Source organism: Caballeronia humi, assembly GCF_001544475.1.
In the GTDB taxonomy this organism is placed as follows: domain Bacteria; phylum Pseudomonadota; class Gammaproteobacteria; order Burkholderiales; family Burkholderiaceae; genus Caballeronia; species Caballeronia humi.
This window is the reverse complement of sequence record NZ_FCNW02000036.1, coordinates 24,153-44,910: the sequence shown is the minus strand read 5'-3', so window position 1 is coordinate 44,910 and position 20,758 is coordinate 24,153. Positions and strand designations below refer to the sequence as shown.

Below are 20,758 nucleotides of genomic sequence, written 5' to 3'. Positions count from 1 at the left end.
GCTTGAGCCAGCTTCGTCACATTAAAGAGATGAGTGTAGCGCGGATTACAGCAATGGTCGCGGGACCACGGCGCGAGTCAGGCGCCGCAAGGGCTGCGGCGCCGTATGGAGTGAAGGCTTAACGAATGTCAGGCTTTCTGATCGGCGATGTAGGCGCGGATCACGTCGGCGAACGTCTTGTCGCCTTGCAGGCCGAGCTGCTCCGCGCGTTCGGGATTCCACGCGCCCGGCCAGCTTCCGACGATCTTCTCGATGCGCTCGTCGCGTTGACGGTCGATGCGCGCAACCGCTTCCTCGCCCGCCACTTCGCGCAGCGCTTCGATCATCTCGTTCACGCTCACCGAGAGCCCCGGCAGATTGACGACCGGCCGGTTGCCGAGCTTTTCGCGATCGATTTCAAGGCCCGCGATCAGCGCCTCGATCGCGCTTTTCGGCGACAACAGCCAGAGACGCGTCTCGCCATCGACGGGGCAAATCGCGCGCTCGCCGTTCAGCGGCTCGCGGATGATCCCGCTCGCAAACGACGACGCCGCCGCGTTCGGCTTGCCCGGCCGCACGCTGATGGTCGGCAGGCGCAGCACGCGGCCGTCGACAAAACCGCGTCGCGAGTAGTCGGAGAGCAGCAGTTCGGCGATCGCCTTCTGCGTCCCGTACGACGATTGCGGATTGAGCGCGGTGTCGTCCTGCACGACGTCGGGCAGCGCGCCGCCGTAGACCGCGACCGAACTCGTGAACAGCACGCGCGGCGCGTGGCCGAGCGCGCGGCACACTTCGAGCAGCAGACGCGACGCGTCCAGGTTGATGCGCATGCCGAGGTCGAAATCGGCTTCCGCCTGGCCGCTCACGATCGCGGCGAGGTGGAAGATTGCTTCGGTTTTCGTATCGATCGCGCGTTCGAGCACGCTGCGATCGGCGATGTCGCCAGTTTCGACGCGCACGCGCTTGTCGCCGAAATCGTTGCCGGCGACCACGTCGAGCAGCACCATTTCGGTGATCGGCTGGCCGTTCAGTTCGCCGCGATCGAGGAGACGGCGCGCGAGGCGCTGTCCGAGAAATCCGGCGCCGCCGGTAATCAGGATTTTCATGGTGTCGTTCAGGCAGTTTGCAGGTAGGGCTTGAGCCAGCCGAGGCCGTCGGAGGTCGCCGCGCGCGGACGATATTCGCAGCCGATCCAGCCGGTGTAGCCAAGCGAATCGATCAGGTCGAAGAGATACGGGTAATTCAACTCGCCGATGTCCGGCTCATGGCGCTCCGGTACGCCCGCGATCTGGATATGGCCGATGCCGGCGTTCGGGCGCTTCATATCGCGCTTGAGTTTCACCGCGAGATCGCCTTCGACGATCTGGCAGTGATAGCAGTCGAACTGGACTTGCAGGTTCGTCGCGCCGACTTCGTCGCAGATCGCCTGCGCGTCGTCCTGGCGGTTCAGGAAGAAACCGGGGATGTCGCGCGTGTTGATCGGCTCGATGACGATCGTCACGCCCGCCGGTTTCGCCGCGCTCGCCGCGATTTCCAGATTCTTCAGATACACCTCGCGGTGTTTCTCGCGCGGCTGATCCGGCGCGATCAGGCCGGCCATCACGTGCAGTCGGTCGTTACCGAGCGCGGCGGTGTATTCGAGCGCTTTGTCGAGCGCACGGCGGAATTCGTCCTCGCGGCCCGGCAGCGACGCGATTCCGCGTTCGCCCGCGGCCCAGTCGCCCGGTGGCGCGTTGAAGAGCGCTTGCGTGAGGCCGTTTTCCTGCAGGCGCGACTTGATGTCGGCGGCGGCGAACTCGTACGGGAACAGGAATTCCACGGCCTTGAAGCCGTCTTTCGCGGCAGCGGCGAAGCGGTCGAGGAACGCGTGCTCGTTGTACATCATCGAGAGATTGGCGGCAAAGCGAGGCATTGCATTGTCTCCATTGTTGACCGGAGTGGACGCGCCGCTCCGGTCTCATGCAAGAAAGTTGCGAGTAGGTTCAGCTTAGAGCTTCAGCGATTCACCAGCTTCGCAGGCGTCAGAAACACCGCGAGCGCACCGATCACGAGCATCGCGGCCAGTACGTACATACCCGTCGCCGTGCTGTGCGTCAGGTCCTTCAGATAGCCGATCATATACGGGCTGGCAAACCCGGCGAGATTGCCGATCGAATTGATGATCGCGATCCCGGCCGCCGCCGCCGCACCCGACATGAACGCCGTCGGCAGTGACCAGAAGAGCGGCGCGCAGGTCAGCACGCCCGCCGCCGCGAGCGACAGCGCGATGATCGACACCACCGTATTGCCCGCGAACGACGCCGCGATCGAAAATCCGACCGCCGCCGCCAGCGCCGGCACGATCAGGTGCCAGCGGCGTTCGCGATGCTTGTCCGCGCTGTGGCCGAGAATATTCATCACGACGATCGCGACGAGGAACGGAATCGCGCTCAGAAGGCCGATGTTGAATGCACCGGTCACACCCGTCGACTTGATGAAGGTCGGCATCCAGAACGTCAGGCCGTACTGGCCGGTCACGAACGAGAAGTAGATCAGCGACATCCACCACATGCGCTTGTCAGCGAAAACGGCGCGCAGCGAATGCTTCTTGCCGTCGCCGGCGTGTTGCGGCTGTGCGGCGATTTCGTCTTCCAGCAGGCGCTTTTCGCGCTCGGTAAGCCATTTCGCGCTGCGGATGTTGTTATCGAGATAGAGGATCGTCGCGATGCCGACCAGCACTGCCGGAACCGCTTCGATCAGGAACATCCACTGCCAGCCGGCGAAGCCCTTGTGGCCCGCGAAGCTCTGCATGATCCAGCCCGAGAGCGGATTGCCGAAGATGCCCGACACCGGAATCGCCGACATGAACACGGCGACGATCTTCGCGCGCCGGTGCGACGGGAACCAGTACGTGAGGTACAGAATCACGCCCGGATAGAACCCCGCTTCGGCGAGCCCGAGCAGAAAGCGCAGGACGTAGAACTGCGTCGGCGTCTTGACGAAGACGAACGCCGCCGAGAGCAGCCCCCACGTAATCATGATCCGCGCGATCCAGATGCGCGCACCGATCTTGTGCATCAGCATGTTGCTCGGCAATTCGAACAGAAAGTAGCCGAGGAAGAAGATGCCGGCGCCGAGGCCGAACACGGTTTCGCTGAATGCGAGGTCCTGCGACATCTGCAGCTTCGCAAAGCCGACGTTCACGCGGTCGAGATAGGCGACCACGTAGCACAGCATCAAAAACGGCACGATGCGCCAGAACACCTTGGCGTAAGTGCGTTTGGTTTCGTCCGCGGACGGCGCGGCAACAGGTACCCGGGTGCCGCCCGGCACCGCTTGTTCAAGGCTCATTACGTGTCTCCAGGAAAGGAATTCGTGCAGTTCGGTGTTACCAGCGCGCGTTGAAAGTAACGCGCAGGTCTTCGATGGCCGCTTCTTCGAGCGGCTCGGGGCGGGGCGTGGTCAGAAGCCACAGCCGCGCGGTTTCTTCCAGCTCTTCGAGCGCGTAAGACGCTTGCGACACCGATCGCTCCCAGACGACCGGCCCGAGCCGTTCCAGCAAAACGCCGCGCACCTTGGAGGCGAGCGCCGCCACTTCTTCCGCGACTGCCGGATCGCCCGGGCGCCGGTAGCGAATCAGCGGCACGTGGCCGACTTTCATCACGTAGTACGGGGTGATCGGCGGCAGCACATCGGTGTCGCGCCAGACACCCGCGAGCGTCAGCGCGACGAGATGTGTCGAATGCGTGTGGACGACGCCCCGCGCCTCCGCGTTGTTCTCATAGATCCGCCGATGCAGCGCGAGCGTCTTCGACGGCCTTCCGCCAGAAACGTGATTGCCCGCCGTATCGACTTTTGCGATTTCCGCCGGATCGAGTCGGCCGAGGCAGACGTCGGTCGGCGTGATGAGCCAGCCGTCGTCGAGGCGCGCGCTGATGTTGCCCGCGCTGCCGACCGTGTAGCCGCGCTGATACAGGCTCGCGCCCGTCACGCAGATTTCCTCGCGGATGCGGTTTTCCTCGTGCGCCATGCTCATGTCAGACGGCTCCGTCGAGGGTTTTCAATGCCTTCGCGAAGAAATCCGTCGTCCCGAAATTGCCCGATTTCAGCGCGAGCGCGAGCGGTTCGTCACCGATGGATTGCGTTGCCGGCACGCCCGGATCGATCTGCGGCCCGATGCGCAGCGTCGCGACGTCGAGTGCCTGCACGACCGCGCCCGACGTTTCGCCGCCCGCAACCACGAACTTGCGCACGCCGAGATCGCGCAGGCCGCGCGCAATTGACGCCAGCGCCTGTTCCACCAGATGCCCCGCCTTCTCGACGCCCAGTTCCTTTTGCACCGTCTTCACTTCGTCCGGCGTGGAGGTCGCGTAGATCAGCACGGGCTGGTCTGCGTGCTGCTGCGCGAACGCGATCGCCTTCTCGACGACCGGCTCGCCGCGCGAAAGCGCCATCGGCTCGACGCGAAAGCTCGGCTTCGACTCGCGCCATTCCGCAACCTGCGCATTCGTCGCCTTCGAGGCGCTGCCCGCCAGCACGACCGATTTCCCTTCGATCTTCGGCAAATCGGCGGCGTGGGCGGCGTCGGCAAGCTGGCCAAAGTTCTTCGGCAGGCCGAGCGCGATGCCCGAACCGCCGGTGATGAGCTTCAGGTCAGCGCAGGCATCGCCGAGGACGTAGAGATCGGCGTCGGAGACGGCGTCCGCGATCGCGAGGCGCACGCCTTCCTTCCTAAGTTCCGCGATGCGCGCGCGCACCGCATCCGCGCCCTTCATGATCGTGTCATAGCGGATCAGCCCGACTTTCGATTTCGTCTGACGCTGCAAGACCCGCACGAGGTTCGGATCGGTCATCGGCGTGAGCGGATGGTTTTCCATGCCCGATTCGTTCAGCAGCACGTCGCCGACGAACAGGTTGCCGCGAAAGATCGTGCGGCCGTTCTCGGGAAACGCCGGGCACGCGATCGTGAAATCGTCCTTCAGCGCGTCGAGCAGCGCATCGGCGACGGGGCCGATGTTGCCTTCGTCGGTGGAATCGAAGGTCGAGCAATATTTGAAGAGGAATTGCTTGCAGCCCTGCGCGCGCAGCCATTCGAGCGCTTCGAGCGATTGCGCGACCGCTTCCGCCGCGGGAATCGTGCGCGATTTCAGCGCGACGACGAGCGCGTCCGCTTCGATCTCCGTGCCGGCGGCGGGCACGCCGATCGTCTGCACCGTGCGCATGCCGCCGCGCACGAGCATGTTGGCGAGATCGGTGGCGCCGGTGAAATCGTCGGCGATACAGCCTATGAGCGCCTTTGTCATTTTTTGTCTCCCTTCGGGACATCGATGCCGGGGAAAATCTTGATGACGGCGGAATCGTCCTCTCCGCCGTGGCCGGCGGTCGACGCCATCATGAACATCTGGTGCGCCGCCGCGGACAAGGGCAGCGGGAATTTCGACGTGCGCGCCGTATCGAGCACGAGGCCGAGGTCCTTCACGAAGATATCGACCGCCGACAGCGGCGTGTAGTCGCCCGCCAAGATGTGCGGCACGCGGTTCTCGAACATCCACGAATTGCCCGCGCTGTGCGTGATGACGTCGTAGAGCGCATCAGGATCGACGCCTTCGCGCAGGCCGAGCGCCATTGCCTCGGCGGCGGCGGCGATGTGCACGCCCGCGAGCAACTGGTTGATGATCTTGACTTTCGATCCCGCGCCGTGCGAGTCGCCTAGGCGGTAGACCTTGCCCGCGATCGCTTCGAGCACGTCCTCGCAAGCGGCATAGGCGGCGGCGGGGCCGGAGGTCATCATCGTCATTTCACCCGATGCCGCGCGCGCCGCGCCGCCGGAAAGCGGTGCGTCGAGCAGTTGCAGGCCGGCGGCTTCGATCCGCTTGCCGAGGTCGATTGCGAACGCCGGCGAGACCGTCGCGCAGGCGAGCACGACGCCGCCCGGCTTCATCGCCGATACCGCGCCGGACTTGCCGTCGGCGCCGAAGAGCACGGTTTCCGTCTGCGCCGCATTGACGACGACCGTCACGACCACGTCGCACTTGCCGCCCAACGCGGCGGGCGTCGCGCACGCGATGCCGCCTTCGGCCGCGAACGATTCGAGCACTTGCGCGCGGACGTCGCACGCATGGACCGCAAAGCCCGCGCGCAGCAACGAGCGCGCGACGCCGAGGCCCATTGCGCCCAGGCCGATGACTCCCACATTTCTGGACATGTCTTTTCTCTTCTGATTGAAGCGTTAGCGGATGCCGGCTTCCGCGAGGCGGCGGGCGGCATTGTAGAGATGCGTCTGAGCGGCGTTGCGCGCGGCCATCGGATCGCCCGCGCGGATGGCGGCGGCGATCGCCGCGTGTTCCTCGCGGACCTGTCGCGAAAAGTCCTCGCGCAGCGCCTCGTTCCTGCGCGTGACGATCGTGCCGGCTTCGAGGTACTGATTCAGGAAGGTGAGCGTTTTCAGGAAGTACGGATTGCCCGTCGCGTTCGCGATCGCGCGATGGAACGCCACGTCTTCGGCGACACCGTCCTCGCCATCGGCGACGGCGGCTTCGATTTTCGCGAGCGCGGCGTCGATGGCGGCCATATGCGCGTCGGTGCGGCGCATCGCGGCTTCCGATGCCACCTCCGCCTCGATCGCGCGCCGCAACGCGAGGATATGCACGACCGAGCCCGGCTCGACGGCCTGCGCGTAATCGATGCGCAGCGGCCGGATGCCCGCGCGCTCGACGACGAACACGCCGCTGCCCTGACGCGGCTCGACCATGCCTTCGTTCTTCAGGCGGGAGATGGCTTCGCGGATCACGGTGCGGCTCACGCCGAATTCCTGCGCGAGCACGGCTTCGGTCGGCAACTTGCCGCTTTTGGCGAAGCTGCCTTTTTCGATCTGCTTTTGCAGTTGCTGGGCGACCGTGTCGCTCAACGCCCGCGCCGGGATTTTCTCGAACATGAATCGTGTCGCCGTTTGTTAGGTGATCGGGTCATCATACAAATTTTGAGTGTGGGCGACGTATTGGAGATAACCCTTAAAGGTAAGCTCAGCGCACCAGCGGCGCGTCGATCAAGGCGAGCGCATCGCGGATTTCCGAAGCATTGCCCGGCCGCACGAGTCGTGCGAGTTCCCTGCCGTCGAGCATGAACACGAGCGTCGGCCAGAGCTTCACGCGAAACGATCGTCCGAGCAGCCGGCCGCTGCCGTCCTCGATTTTGAGATGACGAACGCCGGAATGCCCCTGGAACGCCTGCGCGATCATCGGCTGCGCCGCGCGGCAAAAACCGCACCAATCCGTGCCGAATTCGACGACGGTCGCGCCGGCGAGGTCATCGATATCCGCGCGCGGCGGCTGGGAGGTCGCGTAAGAGGGAGTCATTGCCATGATTTATTCCTTTGTTCCAGTCCTTGAGGCATGCGTCAGCAGGAAACCTGCCCGCCTTGGACCTACTGCCCGAACCCCGTCAGTCCGATGAGACTCCCCGCTGCCAGCAGCCACAGCGGATGCAGCTTCGTCCGGTACGACAGCAGCGCGACGCCCGCCGTGATCGCGCCGAGCAGCCACGTCCTGTCCGACGCCTCCGCGATCAGCGCTGCGCTCGCCGCGACGAGGCCGGCCGTCATCGGCACGAGGCCCGACTGGATGAAGCGCCGCCACGGATGGTCCTTGAAGCGCTCCCAAGCGTGCATCGCGGCGATCGTCACGAGCGACGACGGACCGAACTTCGCAATCGACGTCACGATCACGCCCGGCCATCCCGCCACGTGCCAGCCGATCAGCGTGACGACCATCATGTTTGGCCCCGGAGCCGCCTGCGCGAGCGCGAAGAGCGCGGAAAAATCCGCCTTCGACATCCACTGATGCACTTCCACGACTTGCCGCTGCATCTCCGGCAGGATCGTGTTGCCGCCGCCGAACGCGAGCAGCGAAAGCTGGCTGAAGATCGCGGCGAGCGAAACGAGGACGTGGTTCATCGGCGCACCTTCCACGCGAGCAGCACGGAAATGGGCGTGAGGGCGAGCATCGTCGGCAGCAGCGGAAAGCGCAGCAGCGCGATTGCGACGAACGCGAGCACGGCGATCAGCGCCATCTCCGGCTTCTTGCGCAGCGGCCACGCGATCTTCACCGCCATCGCGACCAGCAGCCCGGCCGCCGCCGCCGCAAGCCCGGCGAACAGATGCGCGACGCGCGGGTCTTGGTGCGTGCGCTGATACAGCACACCAAGCGCGATCACGATCAGCGACGGCCCGACGATCAGTCCGAGCAGCCCCGCGAGCGCGCCGGGCACGCCGCGAAAGCGCATGCCGATCGCAACCGACAGATTGATCACGTTGCCGCCCGGCAGGAACTGGCAAAGGCCGAGGAGTTCGGTGAATTCGTCGGCATCCAGCCACTTGCGGCGCTCGACGATCTCCCGGCGCGCGAGCGGCAGCGCGCCGCCGAAGGCCGTGAGGCCGAGCATCAGGAAGCCGGTGAAAATTTCGGCGACGGTGGGAACGGGCGCGTGCGGGTGCGGAAGGGCGGCGTCAGGCTGCATGGCTTGGGCGGTACTGGGTCGGAAAAGCCGCCAGCGTAACGCGGAATCCTTGCGCTTTCCAAACGGCGTCGGGGGTGCTAGTCCGCCTTCTGCCCCGTGCGCGCGCGCCGCGCCTCGTAAGCCTTCAGATGTGTGCAAGCGGCTGCCAGCAGCGACGCCCCTTCGCGCTCCGTCTTACGCCGCGCCAAAAGATCGCCGACGATGTGATCCGCCTCGATCGCCGCGTTGTTTTCGAGGTCGCGCAGCATCGATGCCGTCAGGAGCGACCCCTTTTCCGTGAAGGTCGTGCGGGCGCCCGCCGCGCTCCGTTCGCCCGGCGCGTGCCCGTTATCCGCCGCGACCGCGCTGCACTCGTCAAAGAGGCCGAGCAGCAGCGCCTCGCCGCCCGGCGCCGCGAGAATGTCGCCGATCGGCGCGCGCATCAGGCACGTGCCCGAGGCGAGCGTCGCGAGGAACACCCACTTTTCCCACATCGATTGCAGAATGTCCGCGCTCACCTGGAATTCGAAACCGGCGCCGTCGAACTGGGCGGCGATCGCTTCGATGCGCGACGTGCGTTCGCCCGAGCGCTCACCGATGGTCATCGAATGCAGCTTGTTCAGGTGGACGATCTCGCCCTCCGCGTCGAGCGTCGCGGCGATCACGCACTGGCCGCCGAGCACCTTGTCGGCGCCGAAATGCGCGTCGAGCACGTCGAGATGGCGCATGCCGTTCAGGAGCGGCACGACCACCGTGTCCGGCCCGACCGCGTTTTTCACCGATTCGATCGCGCCTTCGAGGTCGTACGCCTTGCAGCTCAACAGGATGATGTCGAACGGCTCGGCGATGTCCTTCGAAAGAATCGTCGGCGGGCATTCGAGCACCAGGTCGCCAAGCGCGCTCCTCAGTTTCAGCCCGCACTGCGCGAGCCGTTCGGCGCGCCGCTCGCGCACGAGGAAGGTCACGTCCCTGCCTGCGTCGAGCAGCCGCCCGCCGAAATACCCGCCGATCGCCCCCGCGCCCACCACCAGAATCCGCATGTCCTGCTCCTATGTTTTTACGCCTGCCAGACGCCGTAGCCCGCTTCCCGCAGCCCGATCGCCAGTTCGACTTCCATCTCGCGCGCGCCGTCGTAGGGCATCGGGTTGTAGACGTCGTAGAGACGCGGCAAGAGCCGCAGCCCGAAATCGCGCACGTAGCGGTTCGACTGGATGCCGGCCTTGTGCTTGTCGAAGCGCACGTCCGGATCGACGCCCGTCATGCCGACGTAGACGAACGGCATGCCGAGAACGTAGTCCGGATTCGCGCGCCGGAAGCGCGCTTCGTTCCAGACGGCGTCGGACAGTTCGACCACGTACACACAGTAATGATGATGACGCGGCTTGCGACGAAGCGCCATGCGCTGATGCGGCTCGTGCCGGCACGGGTTGCGGGGGTTCATTCTAGATCGGCGGCGGCGCGTGCGCTCGAACGGCGGAGGCCGTGCCTGCCAGATGTGTGTCGAAGTGGTAATCTCGGGTCCGTCTGCGCCCGCGCGCGGCGCGTGGCTTCGCAGGCAAGCCTCTCGCCCGAAGCCGCACGCCGCCGGGCGCTGCGCCAATCGACACGATTCATTCGTCGCGCCGCCCGCCAGGCGCCGCCGGCGCGACGGTCATCCGGAGAGAAAGCATGAGCAAGCAAGCAATCGGCGTGGTGGGCCTCGCCGTCATGGGCCGCAACCTGGCGCTGAACATCGAAAGCCGCGGACACGCCGTGTCGGTCTACAACCGCAGCCGCGAAAAAACCGACGAACTGATCGCCGAGCATCCGGACAAGAAGCTCGTGCCCGCCTTCACGCTGGAGGAATTCGTCGAGTCGCTGGAAACGCCGCGCCGCATTCTCCTGATGGTCAAAGCCGGTGAAGGCACTGACGCCACCATCGACGCGCTGCGCCCGCTCCTGCAAAAGGGCGACATCCTGATCGACGGCGGCAATACGCATTTCACCGATACGATCCGCCGCAACCAGGACCTCGCGAAGTCGGGGCTGCATTTCATCGGCACGGGCGTGTCGGGCGGCGAGGAAGGCGCGCTGAAGGGTCCGTCGATCATGCCGGGCGGACAGCGCGAAGCCTACGACCTCGTCGCGCCGATCCTCACCGAGATCGCCGCGAAGGCGCCGGACGGCGAGCCGTGCGTTGCGTACATGGGGCCGGACGGCGCGGGGCACTTCGTCAAGATGGTGCACAACGGCATCGAATATGGCGACATGCAGCTGATCGCCGAAAGCTACGACGTGCTTAAGCGTGTGGCGGGGCTGTCGAATGAAGAGCTTCACGAGGTGTATTCCGAGTGGAACAAGGGCGAGCTCGACAGCTACCTGATCGAAATCACGACGAAAATCTTCACGAAGAAGGACGAGGAGACGGGTCAACACCTCGTCGATGTGATCCTCGATCGCGCCGCGCAGAAGGGCACGGGCAAGTGGACGAGCCAGAACGCGCTCGATCTCGGCGCGCCGCTGCCGCTCATCACGGAAGCGGTGTTTGCGCGCGTGCTGTCGTCGCTGAAGGATCAGCGCGTGAAGGCGAGCAAGCAGCTGAGCGGGCCGTCGCCGAAGTTCGACGGCGATCGCGCGGCGTTCATCGAGTCCGTGCGACGGGCGCTTTATCTGAGCAAGATCGTGTCGTATGCGCAGGGGTTTGCGCAGTTGCGCGCGGCATCGGACGAGTACAAGTGGGACCTGCATTACGGCGAGATTGCGAAGATCTTCCGGGCGGGGTGCATCATCCGCGCGCGCTTTCTGCAGAAGATCACCGATGCGTATGCGAAGGACGAGGCGCTCGCGAACCTGCTGCTCGATCCGTATTTCAGCGATATCGCGGCGAAGTATCAGGACGCGCTGCGCGATGTCGTCGTCGCGGCGGTGAAGGCGGGCGTGCCGGTGCCGGCGTTTTCGTCGGCGGTGGCTTATTTCGACAGCTATCGGTCGGAGAGGCTGCCGGCGAATCTGGTGCAGGCGCAAAGAGACTTCTTCGGCGCGCATACGTTTGAGCGGGTGGATAAGAAGGGCAGTTTTCACGCGGATTGGGCGTGATCGGGTTTAGCATTTGAAGTACATTGCGCCGGGCTTCAGTCCCGGCGCAATGCTTTTGGGGACGTAATAAAAGGTCGCTGGCGAAACACCGGGGCACACGCGCAAGTAGCATGCAGAAACAAGAATTCGACATGCGAGGGAGTCGATGCCGTCAGCGTTATCCTTGATCAACCGAGAGTCTGAGTTGAGCTACGCGTATCTTCATGCGATTGCATCGCATGCGGGCGTCAACTGCAAGATTACCAACCGCCATGAAGACCATGCCGGCATCGATGCCGTCCTGACCGGATGGGCGCCGTTCACGAACGGCGGATGGCTGACCGAAGTCGACATCAAGATCCAGCTCAAGGCAACGATCCGCCAGCCGTACGACGATGGCACGCACCTGTCGTATTTCCTGTCTGACGTGCGCCAGTACGACAACTTGCGCGGCGAAACCTATGCTCCGCCGCGAATATTGATTGTGCTGTTTCTTCCCCCGGATGCCGACGACTGGCTCACGCACTCCGAAGAAAGTCTCGTGCTCAAGCGCTGCGCCTATTGGGCAAGCTTGCGCGGCGCGCCTGCGACCGCGAACCGGTCGGGCGTCACGGTCCGCTTTCCGAAATCGCAGGTCTTCGATGGCGACGGTCTGATGCAACTGATGGCCGCCGTGTCGCGTCGCGAATTTCCCATGTACCGGGGCCACGATGAACGCCAGTGACGTTACGCCGACCGACCTCCGCGACTTCGCCCGATCGCTCGGCTGGCAGATCCTGCCGGACGGGATCGTCGAGCGCCTCTACGTGCTCGCCCATCCTGCGTTTCCACGACGACAGGTCGTCATCCCTATCGATGCGGATGCCCCGGACTACGCCGAAGCGAGCCTGCGTGCGATGGAAAAGCTTGCTGACATCCACAAGCTGAGCCTCGCCGATGCCGTGTCGCGCGCGCGGACAGTGCGTGAAGACTCGATGCAGTTGCGCATCACGAGCGCCCGCGCGAACGACGACGGCCTGCCGCTTTCCTTCGCGTCTGAATTGCTGCGCGGCGCTGAGCAAATGCTGCTGTCGTCCGCGTGTACGGTCTTGCGTCCCCAAATCCACCATCTTCGACTGCATCGGAGCGAAGCGACGCAACTGCTCGGCTATGCGCAGCTCGGCCAGACGCAGCGCGGCAGTTTCGTGGTCCGCGTGTCGTGCCCCGTCGATGCCATGCCGATGCCCGCGTCGTTTCCGCACGTCGGCGAGAACACGTCATTCGTTCGCGAGACGATGCTCGTGGCGCGCACAGGCGTGCGCGAAATCGTCCGCGCGATCGAAGCGGACGCGCTCGATTCTTTCGTCGGTGCCCTCAAGAACGCGCCTGCTCCGGTCGTGTCATCGAATCTGTGCGAAGCGCTGTCGCGGCTTCACGACGAAGACATCCGCAACAACATCGATCTGTCGTTCAGATGGGCGGTACGCCTGCCGCTTCCGAACAACGTGCCTTCCGATGAAGTACTGCGTATCCCGAGCGTCTACTTCGATCGGATCGATGAAGTGCGGCGCGAGCTTCGCTCCGTTGAACGCGACCGCGACGATGTATTTGTCGGAACGGTCGAGCAGCTGAACGGCGAATTCGATGTGGAAGGGCGACGCGCGGGGGAAGTCATCGTTGCGCTGCTGCTGCGCGAAGGCGAGACGCTGAAAGCGCGCCTGACACTGGGATCGGACGACTATGCAAGCGCCGTCGAGGCCCACGTCAACGACCGCGCGTTCGTGCGGATCGCCGGCCGCTTGCGTCCCGGCCGGCAACCTCGCACCCTGATCGACGTCACTAGTTTCATGCTGATCCCAGCGCCCGGCCGCGGGGGCTTATAACGCCACCCACCCCCCATTCCCCCGGCTACTCCTCAACACCGCGTCGATGAACCGCAACCCCGCGACGCCATCCTCGACATTGGTGAGCAACCCACTTTCCGCCGGCGCCTCATCCGCATTGATCGCCGCGTCAATCTGCGCTGCCGCATCCGCATAAAGCTGCGCGAACGCTTCCAGATACCCCTCAGGATGCCCCGCCGGCACCCGCGTCGCGTGCAGCGCCTCCGCGCCCTGCACCCGCCCGCGCGTGATTCGCTCGGCAGCACCCCCAAGCGGTGTCACCCAAAGCTCGTTCGGATTCTGCTGATCGAAGCTCAACCCCGCCTTCGTCCCGTACACGCGCAGGCGCAGCGCGTTCTCCTCGCCCGCCGCGACCTGGCTCGCCCACAGCAAGCCGCGCGCGCCGTTTGCATAGCGCAGCATCGCCTGGACGTGATCGTCGATCGGCCGGTTTTCCACGAACGTCGATACTTCCGCCGATACCTCCGCCGGCCGCATCCCCGTCACGAACTCCGCGAGCTGATACGCGTGCGTGCCGATATCGCCGAGACAGCCGGCCGGCCCGGCCAGCGCCGGATCGGTGCGCCACGCGGCCTGCCGGTTCGACTCGCGCTCGATCGGCAGCGACAGCCAGTCCTGTGCATACTCGACGTTCACGAGCCGCACCTCGCCCAGCGCGCCCTGTTGAACCAGCGACCGCGCGTGACGCACGAGCGGATAGCCCGTGTACGTGTACGTGACCGCGAATACCAGCCCCTTCTCGCGCGCGAGCCGCGCCAGCGCCTCGCCTTCATCAAGCGACGCCGCGAGCGGCTTGTCGCAGATCACATGGATGCCTGCATCGAGAAACGCCGTCGCAACGCGTGCATGCAGATGATTCGGCGTGACGATGGCCACGGCATCGATGCCGTCCTCGCGCGCCGCTTCCATTGAAGCCATCTCGCGGAAGTCTGCATAACTGCGCGCCAGGCCGATGCTCGCCGCACTCGCCATCGCGCGCTCAGGATCGGACGACAGCGCGCCCGCCACAAGCTCGAAACGATCATCGATACGCGCCGCGATCCGATGCACCGCGCCGATGAACGCGCCCTCGCCGCCCCCGACCATCCCCAGCCGCAGACGCGGCCTCATGATTTCTCTCCGATGCCGAGCACGCCGCGCAACTGCTCGCGATTCGCGCCGCTGCCCGCGAAGTCGTCGAACGCGCGCTCGGCCACGCGGATGATGTGATCGCGGATGAACACCGCGCCTTCGCGCGCGCCGTCCTCGGGATGTTTCAGCGCGCATTCCCATTCGAGCACGGCCCAGCCGGGGAAATCGTACTGCGCCATCTTCGAGAAGATTGCCTTGAAGTCGATCTGGCCGTCGCCGAGCGAGCGAAAGCGACCCGCGCGCTCGACCCATCCGGAATAGCCGCCATAGACGCCCTGCCGGCCGCTCGGCCGGAACTCCGCATCCTTCACATGAAACGCCTTGATGCGCTCGTGATAGATGTCGATGAACGCAAGGTAATCGAGCTGCTGCAGCACGTAATGGCTCGGATCGAACAGGATATTCGCGCGCGGATGATTGCCGACCGCTTTCAGAAAACGCTCGAACGTCACGCCGTCGTGCAAATCCTCGCCCGGATGCAACTCGTAGCAGACATCGACGCCGGCTTCATCGAACGCATCGAGAATCGGCCGCCAGCGCGCCGCGAGTTCCGCGAACGCCTCCTCCACGAGTCCCGCCGGACGCTGCGGCCACGGATAAAAATACGGCCACGCGAGCGCCCCGGAAAACGACACGTGCGCCGACAACCCGAGCCTCCGCGACGCCGCCGCCGCGTACTTCATCTGCGCGATCGCCCACTCGGTACGCGCTGCCGGATTGCCGCGCACGTGGGGCGCGGCGAATCCGTCGAAGAGCGCGTCGTACGCGGGATGCACCGCGACTAGTTGCCCCTGCAAATGCGTCGACAACTCGGTGATGCACACGCCCGCATCGCTCACGGTCCGCCGCAACTCATCGCAATACGCATCGCTTGTCGCGGCTTTTTCCAGGTCGATCAGGCGCGGATCGGCGGGCACCTGGATGCCTTCATAGCCCAAGCCCTTCGCCCACGCGGCGAGATGCGCCAGGTTGTCGAACGGCAACTCGTCGCCGAGAAACTGCGCGAGGAATATCGCCGGGCCTTTGATCGTTTTCATGTCATTCGCTCCATGAACACGTCCTTAAGCGAACTCAGAACGGCGAGTTCGGATAGTAGAACTGCTTTGCGTTGTCCTTCGTGATGAGGACGGACGGGATGATCGTCGTCGGCGGCAGCTTTTCGCCCTTCAGGCGCGCTTCGGCCGTCATCTTGATCGCGTCGTAGATGAACTTCGGCGAGTACGACACATCGGCCTTTACGCGCGGATCACCGTCGATGATGCGTTTCACCGCTTCCTTCGACCCCGCGCCGCCGAACACTTCCTTGATGTCGGTGCGCTTCGCCTGGTCGATCGCCTTCAGCACGCCGACCATCATGTCGTCGTCGGCGGCCCAGACGGCATCGATATGCTTGAAGCGCGTGAGGTAATCCTGCATGACCTTGAACGCATCGTCGCGATTCCAGTTTGCGTACTTCGCGTCAAGAATCTTCATGTCAGGATGCTGTTTGATCACGGATTCGAACGCGGTCCAGCGTTCGTTGTCGAGCGTCGTCGGAATGCCGCGCAGCGCGACGATATCGCCCTTGCCGCCGAGCGTCTTCGCGAGATACTCGGCGGGCAGCTTGCCGAACGCGGTGTTGTCGCCCGCGACATACGCGTCCTGTGCGCTCGTATCCGTCAGGCCGCGATCGACCACGGTCACGTAGACGCCCTTCTTCTTCACCTGCGCGACCGGCTGCGTCAACGACGCCGATTCGAACGGAAAAATCACGAGCGCATTGATCTTGTTGACCGTCACGAGGTCTTGCAACTGGTTCGCCTGTTCAGGCGCGCCGCCCGCCGTCTTCACGATGATCTTGAGGTCCGGATGCGCTTTTTCGAGCTCCTTCTTCGCCTCGTTCGCCCACCAGACGATGCCGCCCGTGAAGCCGTGTGTCGCCGTGGGAATTGCGACGCCGAGCACGACCTTGTCGGCGGCCTGTGCGGTCGATGTTGCGGCGAATGCGCCCGCCGCGAGGGTCACGGCGCCGATTGCGCGAAGCAGTTTTTTCATGGTGATGTCTCCAGTTTTTCAGCACGCGATGCGCGCCCGGTTATGAATTCACTTCGAAGATTCTCAACGCCGACTACGCTGCAGGAACGCAACAAAGATGATCACGGCGCCTTGCACCGCCGCATTCAGATACACGCTGATGATGCTCGTCAGGTTCAGGATGTTGCCGATGACAGAAAGCAAGATCGCACCGATCACCGTGCCGATCACGCGCCCTTCGCCACCCTTCAACGCCGTCCCGCCGACGACCACCGCCGCGATCGCCTCCAGCTCCCAAAGGAGGCCGGTCGTCGGTGTGGCCGAGCCGAGACGCGGCACGTACAGCACCGTCGCGACGCCCACGCACAACCCGAGCAGCACGTACGTCGCGATCTTCACGGCATCGACGCGAATCGCCGCGTAGCGCGCCACCTGCTCGTTCGAGCCGATCGCCTGGACGTGCCGGCCGAACACCGTGCGGTTCAACACGAGCGCCCCGCCCGCCGCGACGATCAGGAACACCCAGATCGGCACCGGCACGCCGAAGAGGCTCGCGTAGTAGACCGGACCGTAGAGATCGGCGAGGGAGTTGTCGAGCGTGAGCGCGCCGCCATCCGCAAGCCATGTCAGAAGCGCGCGGAACATGCCGAGCGTGCCGAGCGTCACGATGAACGGCTCGATGCGTCCCTTCGTCACGAGCAAGCCGTGCGCGAGACCGAAAAGACCCCCTAAAACAAGCGCTAAAACGATGCCGAGCACCACGATCGTCAACGGCGCGAACGTGTGTCCGCCGACGCCGTCCCTCAGTCCGTTCATCAACCAGATCATGCTGCCGGCGATGAGCGCCGCCATCGATCCGACCGACAAATCGATGCCACCCGAGATGATCACGAACGTCATGCCGACCGCGATGATGCCGATGAACGACGTTCGTGTGAGCACGTTCATCGCGTTATCGAGCGTGGCGAAGTCGCCGTTGAGCAGCGTGCCGCCGACGCACAGCGCGACGAGCCCGAGCAACGGTCCGATGCCGTGCAGCCGCCGCACAAAGCGGCCGATGCCGCCGCTTCGTTCGGCGCCTTCAGTGTGTGCCGGTCGCATGCGCGATCAACCTCTCTTCGGTCAGTTGTTCGATGCCGAGCGTCGCGACCAGTTCGCCCGCGCGCATCACCGCGACGCGATGGCACAAGCCGATCAGCTCGATCAGTTCGGAGGAAATCACGATCACCGCGCGTCCTTCGGCGGCGAGCCTATGAATCAGGAAATAGATGTCGCGTTTCGCGCCGACGTCGACGCCGCGCGTCGGTTCGTCGAGCACGATCACGCGCGGATCGGGATGCAGGAACTTGGCGAGCGCGAGCTTTTGCTGATTGCCGCCCGAGAGCATGCGCGCGCGGCTCGCAAGATTGCCCGTACGGATACCGAAATCGCTGACGGCCTGGCGCAGCGCTTCGCGCTCGGCGCCGCTATCGAGGAACGGATGCGCGTAGCGTTCGAGCGTCATCAGCGTGAGGTTGTCCTTCAGCGCCATGTCGACGTGCAGGCCACGCCCCTTGCGGTCCTCGCTCAGATACGTGAGGCCGCGCTTCATCGCGTCACGCGGATTGCGCGGATTCACCGTCCTGCCATCGAGCGCAATGCTGCCCGCCGTGCGCGCGCGCACGCCGATCAGCCCTTCGAAGAGCTCCGTGCGCCCCGCGCCAACCAGGCCCGCGAAGCCGAACACCTCGCCCGCGCGCACCGCGAAGCTCACGTTGCGCGCCCAGCCTGGCACGGCGACGCCATCCACCTTCAACGCGACGGGCGCATCGGCGGCGAGCGGCGGCTTGGCCGGGAACATGTCCGACACTTCGCGCCCGACCATCAGGTTCGCCATCTGGTGCCGCGTGACCTCGGCGGTCGGCGCGCGCGTGACGAAGCGGCCGTCGCGCATCACGATGATCTCGTCGGTCACGCGCTCCACCTCGTCGAGCTTGTGCGAGATGTAGACGATCGTCACGCCGTCTTCCTTCAGCCGCGCCATCAGCGCGAACAGACGCTGCGTTTCGGCGGGCGTGAGCGTCGCGGTCGGTTCGTCCATGATGAGCAGGCGCGCCTCACGCAGCATCGCCTTCGCGATCTCGACCAACTGCTTCTCCGCGACGATCAGATCGCGCACCTTCGTGTCCGGATTTTTGTGCAAGCCGACATCGTTCAGCCGCACGCGCGCCGCTTCGCGCATCGCGGGTTCGTCGAGCAGGAAACCGCGCCGCTTCTCATGCCCGAGGAACATGTTCTGCACGATGCTCAGGTGGTCCGCGAGATTCAGCTCCTGGTGAATCAGCACGATGCCAGCGGCTTCCGCGTCGCGCGAACTGTCGAACGCGACCGGCGCGCCGCCCACGGAAAGCGTGCCGGCCGTCGCGCGCTCGTAGCCGGCCAGGATCTTCATCAGCGTCGACTTGCCCGCGCCGTTCTCGCCGAGCAATCCGTAGATGCGTCCGGGCGCGAGATCGAAGCTCACGCCGTGCAGCACGCGCACGGGGCCGAACTGCTTTTCGATCGCGTCGAAGCTGACGGAAAGGCTCATGTCACGCGCTCCTTCGCAGGATCAGCCGATGCGGCAGCAGCACGCCCGGAACGTGCACCTTCGGCTCGCGCAGGCGTCTGAGCAGCAAGTGCGCGGCCGTTTCGCCGAGTTCCTGCATCGGTTGCGCGACAGTCGTGAGCGGCGGATCGATGTGCGCGGCGACCGCGATATCGTCGAAACCGACGACCGCCACGTCGTCCGGCACCTTCAGGCCGACGCCGCGCAGGCCGTTGATCACGCCGATTGCGAGCGTATCCGAGACGGCGAAGACCGCTGTCGGCCGGTCGTCATCCAGCGATGCGAGCTGGCGCGCCGCGTCCTCGCCCGCCGCGTAATCGAGGCTGTCGAGTTCGATCTGCCACGCCGGATGCGGATCGATGCCCGCGTCGCGCAGCGCATCGCGATAGCCTTCCAGGCGCTGCCGCCCGTAAAGATAGCCGTGGCCCGAGTTGATCAGCGCGATCTTGCGATGCCCGCGCCCCGTCAAATAGCGCACGACATCGCCAGCGGCCGCATGGTTGTCGATGCCGACGAACGGCACGCCCGCCGCCGGATCGAACTCGCAGCACGCGACCCAGGGCAGCGCCGACGCCTCTTCGGCCAGCGCCTTCTGCACAGCGGCGGGGTCGAGGCAGATGGCGCCATCGGCACGGCGGCCGCGCAAGAGGTCGAAGTAGCTGCGCTCGCGCAACGGGTCGGCGCCGGTGTCGCAGAGCAGCATGAAGTAGCCGTTCTGACGCGCGACGCTGTCGATGCCGCGCACAATCGCCGCGTAGAACGGGTTGCCGAAGTCGGGCACCATCGTGAGGAGCAGGCGGCTCTCGGCCGTGCGCAGGTTGCGCGCGAGTTCATTGATCCTGTAGCCGCTCTCGGCCACGGCGGCGAGCACTTTTTCGCGCGTCGGCTGGCGCACGTTGGTGTGGCCGTTGAGCACGCGCGACACCGTCGCGACCGACACGCCCGCCCGTTCGGCGACATCGGCAATCGACACTTCTTCGCTCGCACGGGCTGTCTCGGAGACGATCATCGCAATGTGTCGCCCGCAAAATGTAATGGATTACATTATTGGATTTGCTGCGCTGCGTTCGCAACAGCAATCGCATAGGGACAAACGCGGAGAAGCAATTTGACGGTTCATGTCGATTTCATCGGGCGCGCGTCGTCGTATTGTCGAGAGCGCGATCTTTCGCCCGTCATAGACTAACCAAAGGAGCTTTCAATGAGATTCATGATGCTGATGATCCCGCACGGCTACGAAACCGCCGCGCCCGACACCGTTCCGAGCGCGGAAGCCGTCGCCGCCATGATGAAGTACAACGAGGAATTGCAGAAGGCCGGCGTGCTGCTCGCGCTCGACGGCCTGCATCCGCCGTCGTCGGGTGCGCGCGTGTCGTTCGAAGGCGGCAAGCCGCGCGTGACCGACGGGCCGTTCGCCGAAGCGAAGGAAGTGGTCGGCGGGTACTGGATGATTCAGGTGAAGTCGCGCGAAGAGGCGATCGAGTGGGCGAAGCGCTGTCCGGGGTCGGACAATGAAGTGATCGAGGTGAGACAGGTCCACGAGATGTCGGATTTTCCGGAGGACGTGCAGAAGGCCGCCGCCGGGTTCGAGGACATGCAACGGGGCAAAGAGTAGACTTCTGCCTCGCTGCACGCTTCG

The 20,758-nt window shown here is 64.8% G+C and carries 22 protein-coding genes; 4 read left to right on the top strand and 18 right to left on the bottom strand.

All coding sequences use genetic code 11. The features are described from left to right. Nucleotides 1-128 precede the first annotated feature (128 nt). The 12 genes from denD to AWB65_RS25010 form a co-directional block, all read right to left on the bottom strand. The gene (denD, locus tag AWB65_RS25065) at nt 129-1,085 is read right to left on the bottom strand and encodes a D-erythronate dehydrogenase (protein WP_087669715.1); all 957 of its coding nucleotides are present in this window, start codon (nt 1,083-1,085) and stop codon (nt 129-131) included. A gap of 8 nt (nt 1,086-1,093) precedes the next feature. Beyond that, on the bottom strand, nt 1,094-1,891 hold the full coding sequence (gene otnI, locus AWB65_RS25060) for a 2-oxo-tetronate isomerase (protein ID WP_087669714.1): 798 nt from the start codon (nt 1,889-1,891) through the stop codon (nt 1,094-1,096). Between the two features lie 83 nt (nt 1,892-1,974). After that, nucleotides 1,975-3,309, bottom strand: a complete 1,335-nt coding sequence (locus AWB65_RS25055; protein WP_087669713.1) for an MFS transporter — start codon at nt 3,307-3,309, stop codon at nt 1,975-1,977. Between the two features lie 37 nt (nt 3,310-3,346). Further along, the gene (gene otnC / locus AWB65_RS25050) at nt 3,347-3,988 is read right to left on the bottom strand and encodes a 3-oxo-tetronate 4-phosphate decarboxylase (RefSeq protein WP_087669737.1); all 642 of its coding nucleotides are present in this window, start codon (nt 3,986-3,988) and stop codon (nt 3,347-3,349) included. Between the two features lie 7 nt (nt 3,989-3,995). Beyond that, the gene (otnK, locus tag AWB65_RS25045) at nt 3,996-5,261 is read right to left on the bottom strand and encodes a 3-oxo-tetronate kinase (RefSeq protein WP_087669712.1); all 1,266 of its coding nucleotides are present in this window, start codon (nt 5,259-5,261) and stop codon (nt 3,996-3,998) included. Further along, nucleotides 5,258-6,163 (bottom strand): L-threonate dehydrogenase, encoded by a 906-nt coding sequence (ltnD, locus tag AWB65_RS25040; protein ID WP_087669711.1) that lies wholly within the window; start codon nt 6,161-6,163, stop codon nt 5,258-5,260. The genes otnK and ltnD overlap by 4 nt, the downstream gene beginning before the upstream one ends. 24 nt (nt 6,164-6,187) lie before the next feature. Continuing rightward, the gene (locus AWB65_RS25035; RefSeq protein WP_087669710.1) at nt 6,188-6,892 is read right to left on the bottom strand and encodes a FadR/GntR family transcriptional regulator; all 705 of its coding nucleotides are present in this window, start codon (nt 6,890-6,892) and stop codon (nt 6,188-6,190) included. 88 nt (nt 6,893-6,980) lie between these two features. Further along, nucleotides 6,981-7,319, bottom strand: coding sequence for a thioredoxin family protein (locus AWB65_RS25030; RefSeq protein WP_087669709.1), 339 nt, complete (start codon nt 7,317-7,319; stop codon nt 6,981-6,983). A 62-nt stretch (nt 7,320-7,381) separates the two neighbouring features. Continuing rightward, nucleotides 7,382-7,909 (bottom strand): chromate transporter, encoded by a 528-nt coding sequence (locus AWB65_RS25025; RefSeq protein ID WP_087669708.1) that lies wholly within the window; start codon nt 7,907-7,909, stop codon nt 7,382-7,384. Further along, entirely contained in the window at nt 7,906-8,472 is a 567-nt protein-coding gene (locus tag AWB65_RS25020; RefSeq protein WP_087669707.1) for a chromate transporter, read from the bottom strand. The genes AWB65_RS25025 and AWB65_RS25020 overlap by 4 nt, the downstream gene beginning before the upstream one ends. A 77-nt stretch (nt 8,473-8,549) precedes the next feature. Then, the gene (panE, locus tag AWB65_RS25015; protein WP_087669706.1) at nt 8,550-9,491 is read right to left on the bottom strand and encodes a 2-dehydropantoate 2-reductase; all 942 of its coding nucleotides are present in this window, start codon (nt 9,489-9,491) and stop codon (nt 8,550-8,552) included. A 17-nt stretch (nt 9,492-9,508) separates the two neighbouring features. Continuing rightward, a complete protein-coding gene (locus AWB65_RS25010; protein WP_087658763.1) occupies nt 9,509-9,850 on the bottom strand; it encodes a hypothetical protein in 342 nt (113 codons plus the stop codon). A gap of 269 nt (nt 9,851-10,119) precedes the next feature. Between AWB65_RS25010 and gnd the strand changes: the two genes are divergently transcribed. The 3 genes from gnd to AWB65_RS24995 all read left to right on the top strand — a co-directional run bounded on the left by gnd (nt 10,120) and on the right by AWB65_RS24995 (nt 13,367). Beyond that, entirely contained in the window at nt 10,120-11,526 is a 1,407-nt protein-coding gene (gene gnd, locus AWB65_RS25005; protein ID WP_087669705.1) for an NADP-dependent phosphogluconate dehydrogenase, read from the top strand. Between the two features lie 184 nt (nt 11,527-11,710). Beyond that, nucleotides 11,711-12,229, top strand: a complete 519-nt coding sequence (locus AWB65_RS25000) for a DUF4365 domain-containing protein (protein WP_159907760.1) — start codon at nt 11,711-11,713, stop codon at nt 12,227-12,229. Then, complete coding sequence (locus AWB65_RS24995; RefSeq protein WP_087669703.1) at nt 12,216-13,367, top strand: hypothetical protein; 1,152 nt, start codon at nt 12,216-12,218, stop codon at nt 13,365-13,367. Before AWB65_RS25000 ends, AWB65_RS24995 begins: the two co-directional genes overlap by 14 nt. Here AWB65_RS24995 and AWB65_RS24990 read toward each other — a convergent pair. From AWB65_RS24990 to AWB65_RS24965, 6 genes are all read right to left on the bottom strand, one after another. Continuing rightward, nucleotides 13,362-14,498: a Gfo/Idh/MocA family protein gene (locus AWB65_RS24990; protein WP_374729764.1), complete on the bottom strand. Its 1,137-nt coding sequence runs from the start codon at nt 14,496-14,498 to the stop codon at nt 13,362-13,364. The genes AWB65_RS24995 and AWB65_RS24990 overlap by 6 nt on opposite strands. Then, nucleotides 14,495-15,556 (bottom strand): sugar phosphate isomerase/epimerase family protein, encoded by a 1,062-nt coding sequence (locus AWB65_RS24985; RefSeq protein ID WP_087669702.1) that lies wholly within the window; start codon nt 15,554-15,556, stop codon nt 14,495-14,497. Before AWB65_RS24985 ends, AWB65_RS24990 begins: the two co-directional genes overlap by 4 nt. A 34-nt stretch (nt 15,557-15,590) precedes the next feature. Further along, a complete protein-coding gene (locus tag AWB65_RS24980) occupies nt 15,591-16,553 on the bottom strand; it encodes a substrate-binding domain-containing protein (RefSeq protein WP_087669701.1) in 963 nt (320 codons plus the stop codon). Nucleotides 16,554-16,616: 63 nt separating this feature from the next. Continuing rightward, nucleotides 16,617-17,633 (bottom strand): ABC transporter permease, encoded by a 1,017-nt coding sequence (locus AWB65_RS24975; protein ID WP_087669700.1) that lies wholly within the window; start codon nt 17,631-17,633, stop codon nt 16,617-16,619. Beyond that, nucleotides 17,614-19,101 (bottom strand): sugar ABC transporter ATP-binding protein, encoded by a 1,488-nt coding sequence (locus tag AWB65_RS24970; RefSeq protein WP_087669699.1) that lies wholly within the window; start codon nt 19,099-19,101, stop codon nt 17,614-17,616. Before AWB65_RS24970 ends, AWB65_RS24975 begins: the two co-directional genes overlap by 20 nt. A 1-nt stretch (nt 19,102) precedes the next feature. Then, nucleotides 19,103-20,128, bottom strand: coding sequence for a LacI family DNA-binding transcriptional regulator (locus AWB65_RS24965; RefSeq protein WP_087669698.1), 1,026 nt, complete (start codon nt 20,126-20,128; stop codon nt 19,103-19,105). Nucleotides 20,129-20,320: 192 nt separating this feature from the next. On the opposite strand from AWB65_RS24965, the gene AWB65_RS24960 reads away from it, so the two are divergent. Beyond that, nucleotides 20,321-20,734, top strand: a complete 414-nt coding sequence (locus AWB65_RS24960; protein WP_087669697.1) for a YciI family protein — start codon at nt 20,321-20,323, stop codon at nt 20,732-20,734. Nucleotides 20,735-20,758: the final 24 nt, after the last annotated feature.